The following is a 6808-nucleotide window of genomic DNA, read 5'->3' as shown; positions in this document are numbered from 1 at the left end:
GCTCCATCGCCACCTGCGAGCGCTCCAGCCCGGACACCACGTGCACCGGAATGTGCCGGGTGGCGGGATCGCGCTTGAGCCGCTCCAGCACGCTCAGCCCGGACACGTCGGGCAGGCCGATGTCGAGCAGGATGCCGTTCGGGCGCAGCTCGGCGGCCAGGCCCAGCGCCTCTTCGGCAGTGCCGGCCACCACGCAGTCGAAGTCGAGTTCATGGGCCATCGACACCAGCGCACCGGCAAAGGTCGCATCGTCTTCGACCACCAGGATCATGCGCCCGGCGCGGCTGCGCCGGCCGCGGTCATCGGCCACCCGCTGCAGCGCGGCCGGCGGTGTTGCTTCACCATGCGCGCTGCCGCCGTGGAACGGCACTGCTGCACGCAGCGGCAGCGGTACCGGCGCGGCGCGCACATCCGGCGCCGCGCTGGCCACCGGCGCCCCGCCACTGGCCAGCACCGGCAGTTCCAGGGTGAAACAGCTGCCACGGCCCGGTTCGCTGGACACGCGGATGCTGCCACCCATGCGCGCGGCCAGGTCGCGCGAGATCGACAGGCCCAGGCCGGTGCCGCCATAACGGCGGCGGGTACTGCCATCGGCCTGGCGGAATGCCTCGAAGATCACCGCGGTCTGCGCTTCGGGGATGCCGATGCCGGTGTCGGACACGGCAAACTGCACCCGCCCTGCCCCGGCGCTGCGCACCTTCAACAACACGCTGCCGTGCTCGGTGAACTTCAGCGCGTTGGCCAGCAGGTTCTTCAGGATCTGCTGCAGGCGCTGGCTGTCGGCCACCAGCTGCGCGGRCGCGCCGGCCTCGCTGACGATTTCCAGCACCAGGCCCTTCTGCGCGGCCATCGGCTCGAAGGTGTCTTGCAGGCGCTGCAGCACGCTGGACACCGCCAGGTTTTCTTCGACCAGCTCGACGTGGCCAGCCTCGATCCGCGACAGGTCCAGGATGTCGTTGATCAGCGCCAGCAGGTCGTTGTTGGACGAGTGGATCGCCTGGGCGTACTTGACCTGCTCGGCGGTGAGCGTGCCGTCCTTGTTGTCGGCCAGCAGCTTGGCCAAGATCAGCGCGCTGTTGAGCGGCGTGCGCAGCTCRTGKGACATGTTGGCCAGGAATTCGGACTTGTAGCGCGAGCTGGCTTCCAGCTCGTTGCTGTTCTGCACCAGTTGCGTCTGCGCCAGCAGCAGCGCCTGCTGGCGCGACTCCAGCTCGTGGGTGCGCTCTTCCAGCTGCACGTTGGTCTGCTCCAGCTCGGCCTGCTGCTGCTCCAGGCTGGCCTGGGAATGCAGCAGGCTTCGGCTCTGCTCTTCCAGCTCCTCATTGGCCACGCGCAGCTCTTCCTGCTGAGTCTGCAGCTCTTCGCTCTGGCGCTGGGTCTCCTCCAGCAACTCCACCAGCTGGGCGCGCAGCAGCGCCGCACGCAGCGCCACGCCGATCGGCTCGGCGCACTGCAGCAGCAGCTCCAATTCCAGTGCGCGTGCCGGCGATACCCCGGCCCGGCCGAGTTCGACCACGCCTACCACCGCGCCATCGGCGGTGATGGGACCCAGCAGGCGCTGGCGCACCACGCTGCGGCCCAGCGGCGTCTCGATATCCAGCGGCGATTCGTGGTCTTCCAGCCGACGCGGCACGCCCAGACGCAACACCTCGCCCCACTGGCCCGCCGCCGCCGACAGCGTTCCGGGCAGCTGCGCAGGCAAGGCCGCGCCCCCCACCAGCAGCAGGCGGTCGCCCTGAAGGCGATACATCGCGCCCACCTCGGCCCCCAGCTGCGCGCACAGCGCCCGCATCGCCGCATCGGCCAGCACGCGAGGCTCCGGGTCGCCGCGCAGGCTTACCGTGACCGCGTTCTCGCCCTCCTGCAACCACAGCGCATCGGCGGCGATCCGGCGCGACTGGATCGCCTTCATCACCGTCAGCGCCATCAGCAGGAAGGCCACCCCACCGATGGTCCGGTTGACGAACGAGAACGCCGAGTTGGTGCTCGACGGCGCCACGTTGTAGCCCACCATCAACAGCACGCAGGACCCCAACGCCACCAGCATCGGCACGTCCAGCCGCCGCTGGAACAGGGTCACCCCCACCGCCATGAAATAGGTCAACCACACCGCATAGCCGAGTGGGACCACCATCTCCAGGGCCAGGGTGAACGCCATCAGGGCGGCCGAGGCAGCCCAGATCCAGCGGTCACGTGCGGTCGGCGCAGCATTCATGCGGAATTCCAGCTCAAAAGGGGGCCGATGGTACCTGAACCCGTAAAGCGGCGTTATCCGTCATTGGTCAGGTGGTTACAGCCCGTTCTTTACATGTTCTTCACGCTCTCGCCCCTACGGTTCGGCCCCTTAGAGGGGAGTGCATTACCGTCGTGGCCGAGGTCGTATCCAGCGTGGCACCGCTTGTCGATGAACGCCGGCAACTCAAGCTGTTGATCGACCATGTGTCCGACCATGCGATCTACCTGCTCGACCCGGACGGGCGTATCTGCAGCTGGAACCGTGGCGGCGAACGCGTCAACGGTTACACCGCCGAGGAAGCCATCGGCCAGCACGTGTCGATCTTCTACATCCCCGAGGAGCAGCAGCAGGGGCTGCCCCAGCAGGCACTGGAGCATGTCCGTGAACACGGACGGCTGGCTGGCGAAGGCTGGCGGGTGCGCCGCAACGGCGAGCAGTTCCGCGCCAGTGTGGTGATTGAAGCGGTGCGCGAGGACGGTCACCTGCTCGGCTTCGTCAAGGTCACCCAGGACATCACCGAGCGCTACCAGGCCCAGTGCCTGCTGCAGGATGCCCAGCGGTCGCGCCAGCACCTGCAGCGGTTTGAAGGTGTTGGCCGCCTGACCCGCGGGCTGGCGCACGAGTTCAACAACCTGCTGACCACCATCGCCAACGCACTGGATCTGGTCGCGCTGCGCCCGGGCGCCGATGCGCGCACCCATGAACTGGTGGAACTGGCCCAGGCAGCCGCCGACCGCGGCTCGCTGCTGACCCGCCAGCTGCTGGCGTTCTCGGCCGACCAGACCCTGGTGCGCGAGCCGGTGAGCGTGCCGCAGCTGCTGGACGAGGCCCTGCCCTCGCTGCAGCGGGCGTGTCCGCAGGCCATCCAGATGCGCGTGGAATTGGCGCCGGCGCTACCGCCGATCGCCACCGATGGCGTACAGTTGCACAGCGCCATGCTCAACCTGGTGCTCAACAGCTGTGAGGCGATGCCGCAGGGCGGCACGGTAACCATCACCGCCCGCGTCGAACAACGCCTTGCCCCCGATCTGGCGCAGCCTACCCGCCGCCGCTACGTCGCCATTGCGGTGACCGACGAAGGCGCGGGCATGCCACCAGAGGTTGCAGAGCGCGCCAGCGAGCCCTTCTTCACCACCAAGGAAGTCGGCAAGGGCAGCGGACTGGGATTGAGCCAGGTGTTCGGCTTCGTCTCCCAGTGCGACGGCTTCGTCGATGTACAGACCGCCCCCGGACGCGGCACCACGGTCCGTTTGTTGTTACCTGCCATAGAGGATGTCGAGCATGCCTGAGCCCCTTCGCGTTTTGATGGTCGAAGACCAGCAGGACCTGCGCGATCTGATCGGCCAGGCGCTGCAGGATTTCGGTATCGAGATCCACACCGCCGACGATGGCCCGGCCGCCCTGCGGTTGCTGCAGGAAGTGGGCGCGTTCGACGTGGTGTTCAGCGACATCAGCATGCCCAACGGCATGAGCGGGGTGGAACTGAGCGCGCACGTGGCCGAGGCCCTGCCCAACGCGCGCATGATCCTGTCTTCYGGGTATGCGCGCTCGCAGTTGCCGCCGTTGCCGGCGCACGTGGAATTCCTGCCCAAGCCCTACCGGCTGCGCCAGTTGGTGGCGATGCTGCAGTCGCCCGCAGCCGCACACTGACATGCGCGACCTCGCCCCGCTGCCCGACATCGCGCCCGGACATTACCGCCACTTCAAGGGCGGCAACTACGAGGTGGTGGGCGTGGTCCGGCACAGCGAGACGCTGGAGCCGATGGTGCTGTATCGCCCGCTGGATTCCAACGTAGGCCTGTGGGTACGGCCGTATGCGATGTTCGTGGCCGAGGTGGAGGTCGACGGCCAGGTGCGACCGCGCTTCGCCCCCGTGCCAGCCTGAGCCGGCAGCCCGGTAGTGCCGGCCGCTGGCCGGCAACCACCAACCCCTCAGCGCGGCACCACGCTCAACGCCTGGATCCGCAGCGCGGTCTCGCTCAGCGCCGAAGAGGTCTTCGCATTGGCGGCAATCCGCCCCGCCTGCTCGGCCACGGCTTCCAGCGCCGCACGGATGGTCACCGGCGCCTCGCCCTCGATCACCGCCTGGGCGTCTTCCAGCTCCAGCTGCGCACCGATCCACGCGGCCAGCACCTCGAAACACTTCACGCTGACCGCGTCCAGCTGCGACGGTTTGGGATCCAGCGCGCACAGCGTGCCGAACAGACTGCCGTCGCGGCGCAGCATCGGCACCGAAATGTAGCTCTCAAAGCCGTACAGCGCCGGGGTGGGATGGGTGGAAAACACCGGGTGGATGCTGGCCTGATCGAACTGCACGGTCTGGTGGTGCTGGCGGATCTCTTCGCAGATCGTGGTTTCCAGCACCAGGTCCTGCCCCGGCGCCAGGCCAAAGCCGATGCCGTCGTGTACCGCGCACGCCGTCCAGCGCTCGGCGGTGACCCGGGCCACGGCAACGAAGCGCATCGCCGTCAGCTGGCTGGCCAGTTCCAGCAGGCCCGGCAAGGCCGGCAGCTTCAGCAGCGCGGCGACGTCGGCCAAGCGCGGATCGCGCGAGGCCAACAAGGGCGCTGACACCGGCGGCGTCCAGGACAGGTCTTCAACGGGGTTTTCCAACGCCGCCATGCGCGCCGCCAGCACCTGGGCGGTGACCCGCTCGAACAGGTCGCGCACCGTCGCCGACAGGCCGCGCCCGTCACGGATATCGCCGACGAAGTGGATGCCCTGCCCCACCAGGCGCAGCTGCTCCACACCGTGGTCCAACCGCAGCGCCGGCCAGGCCAGCCGGTCGAGCATCCGCATCCACTCCTCGGAGGGAAGCGCGTCCAGCAACGCGGTGACGATCACCCGCGCAGGCGCAGGCTCGTCCTGCAGCCCCGGCAGATCGAATCCAATGACGCTGGGGAAGCCGGAACCGGTGTACATCGCAATCCTTGGCGGATAGCCGGCGATCGACCGGTCCGCGATACAGCGCCCACTCAAGTTGGGGACGTCAGCAGCGAATTATCGCACTTATCGGCGAGACGGAGCGTGATGCCGTTGGAGTCCACGCACGGGCCCAGGCGCCGGGCAAGGGGCCGACATCATCCTCGATGCCGGCACCGCCTCGGATGGTCAGGGGGTTGCGCCCTCGGTGCGCGCCATCGCCGCATCGCTCAGCACGAAGGGATCGCGCCCCGCATCGGCAAAGCCGCCGCATACCGCGTCGCCGGGGGCGACCGGATCGCACGGCCACTGGCTGCGCGGCACGCTGTCGACCTGCTCGAAACGCTGGCCATTCCAGACCACAAAGCCCAAGTGCGCGCGGCTCCACTCACCAAAACTGCGCGCGTCCGCAGGCGTACCCGCCTCATCAAAGCGCACGTACCAGCGCATCGCGGGGCCGTATTGCAGCTTGCTGCGGTCCAGCGTCACCTCGCCGCCCTTGGCCGCGTAGCGCTTCTTGTCCGCCTCGCCCAGCAGCGGGCGGGCCGGCATCACCTCGGCGGTGATGTCCACCGGCGCCGCGTTGCCACTCACCCGGTAGACGCGCTCCTGCACGAAGGCCTGGCGGCAATCGCCGGCCGGCACGCGCACCGGCTCGGCCGCATCGGCGTCCAGCACTCGCCCGTCGACGCACTCGAACGGCGCGGAGACCAGATACACCGTGGTGTTGGCATCGGCCCCTTCGAACGAGCGGATCCACAGCCCGCCCTGCACCACCAGGAAATCCGGCCGCTGGCCTGCGCCCGGCACCGCCTTGAACCAGGCGCGCTGGGCCACTTCACGCTGCCGCCAAATGCGCGGCAGGAGGATCTGTGCATCGGGGATGGCGACCAGCACCGCGGCCAAGTGGGCCGGCATGGTGCCTTGGCAGGCGCCGGTGAGCAGGTCGCCTTGGGTGGCCAGGCGCGCGGCCAGGTCGTTCGGGCAGCGTGCGCCGAGCTGGCGCTCGATGGCGTTGTTTTCGTTGACGAAGGGCGGTCGGGTGGCGACAGGGGCGGCAACCGCTGCGGGCGCGATGTTCGCCTGCGGCGCGGCGATGGCCTGCGGTGCAGGCACGGCCTTCGGCGCGGCCACGAGGGACGCTGCCGGAACGGCGGCCGCAGCCATCGTCGGCGCGGCTGGGACCGGGACTGGGGCCGAATCGACCACAGGTGAAGCCTCCGGATCGGGGGTCACAACGGGTTCGGTCGGTGTAGCAGGGGTAGGCGCGGGCGCAACCGCCGGTTCGGCCGCTGCAACGGCCTCGTTCGGCGCGGCGACCGCAGTCGGAGCGGCCTCAGCCACGGGACCCGCCACCTGCTCCGACATGGGCGCCGTTGCAGTCTCCATAGGTGCAGCCAGAGTGGGCGACGCAACCGCCGTCTCCGTCGACGCGGCGATGGCGTCGGTCACGCTGCCCGCGTCAACCGCAGCCGAGGTGGGTACGGCCGCATTGATGGCGGCGTGTGCCGCCGCCGGTTCGGCCGGGGTCTGCATTTCCTCGGGTGTCGCCACGGACGGCGGCGCTGCGGAGGCGGGTTCAGCGCCAACTGCCGCCTGATCTTTCGCCAACATCGCCGCCGGTGCGTCGAGCGCAACATCACCCTGTAC

Annotated in this window: 6 protein-coding genes; 3 read left to right on the top strand and 3 right to left on the bottom strand. The window is 69.0% G+C overall.

The window, feature by feature from the left end; all coding sequences use genetic code 11:
* A partial coding sequence (locus tag ACXJKH_RS12040) for an ATP-binding protein (RefSeq protein ID WP_457319612.1) occupies window positions 1–2215 on the bottom strand: 2215 nt, incomplete at its 3' end.
* A gap of 152 nt (window positions 2216–2367) precedes the next feature.
* On the opposite strand from ACXJKH_RS12040, the gene ACXJKH_RS12035 reads away from it, so the two are divergent.
* The 3 genes from ACXJKH_RS12035 to ACXJKH_RS12025 are packed head-to-tail and all read left to right on the top strand — an operon-like array spanning window position 2368 to window position 4121.
* Window positions 2368–3525 carry a PAS domain S-box protein gene (locus ACXJKH_RS12035; protein ID WP_256777240.1) on the top strand — a complete coding sequence of 386 codons (1158 nt, stop codon included), beginning with the start codon at window positions 2368–2370 and terminating at the stop codon, window positions 3523–3525.
* Window positions 3518–3886, top strand: coding sequence for a response regulator (locus ACXJKH_RS12030; RefSeq protein ID WP_256777241.1), 369 nt, complete (start codon window positions 3518–3520; stop codon window positions 3884–3886). The genes ACXJKH_RS12035 and ACXJKH_RS12030 overlap by 8 nt, the downstream gene beginning before the upstream one ends.
* Before the next feature lies 1 nt (window position 3887).
* On the top strand, window positions 3888–4121 hold the full coding sequence (locus ACXJKH_RS12025) for a DUF1653 domain-containing protein (RefSeq protein WP_256777242.1): 234 nt from the start codon (window positions 3888–3890) through the stop codon (window positions 4119–4121).
* A 47-nt stretch (window positions 4122–4168) separates the two neighbouring features.
* Here the strand turns inward: ACXJKH_RS12025 and ACXJKH_RS12020 are convergent, their stop codons facing one another.
* Both ACXJKH_RS12020 and ACXJKH_RS12015 read right to left on the bottom strand, forming a co-directional pair.
* Entirely contained in the window at window positions 4169–5158 is a 990-nt protein-coding gene (locus ACXJKH_RS12020; protein ID WP_457319611.1) for a GAF domain-containing protein, read from the bottom strand.
* A 189-nt stretch (window positions 5159–5347) separates the two neighbouring features.
* Window positions 5348–6808, bottom strand: a 1461-nt coding sequence (locus ACXJKH_RS12015; RefSeq protein ID WP_457319610.1) for a hypothetical protein, incomplete at its 5' end; no start/stop codon positions are given.

This window comes from Stenotrophomonas sp. P5_B8 (assembly GCF_054049855.1).
The sequence above is the reverse complement of the archived record's forward strand: the minus strand, read 5'-3'. Positions and strand labels throughout refer to the sequence as shown.

Coding starts and splice junctions, on each gene's coding strand:
- ACXJKH_RS12020 (WP_457319611.1), bottom strand. CDS start 5,158: ATGTACACCGGTTCCGGCTTCCCCAGCGTCATTGGATTCGATCTGCCG.
- ACXJKH_RS12025 (WP_256777242.1), top strand. CDS start 3,888: ATGCGCGACCTCGCCCCGCTGCCCGACATCGCGCCCGGACATTACCGC.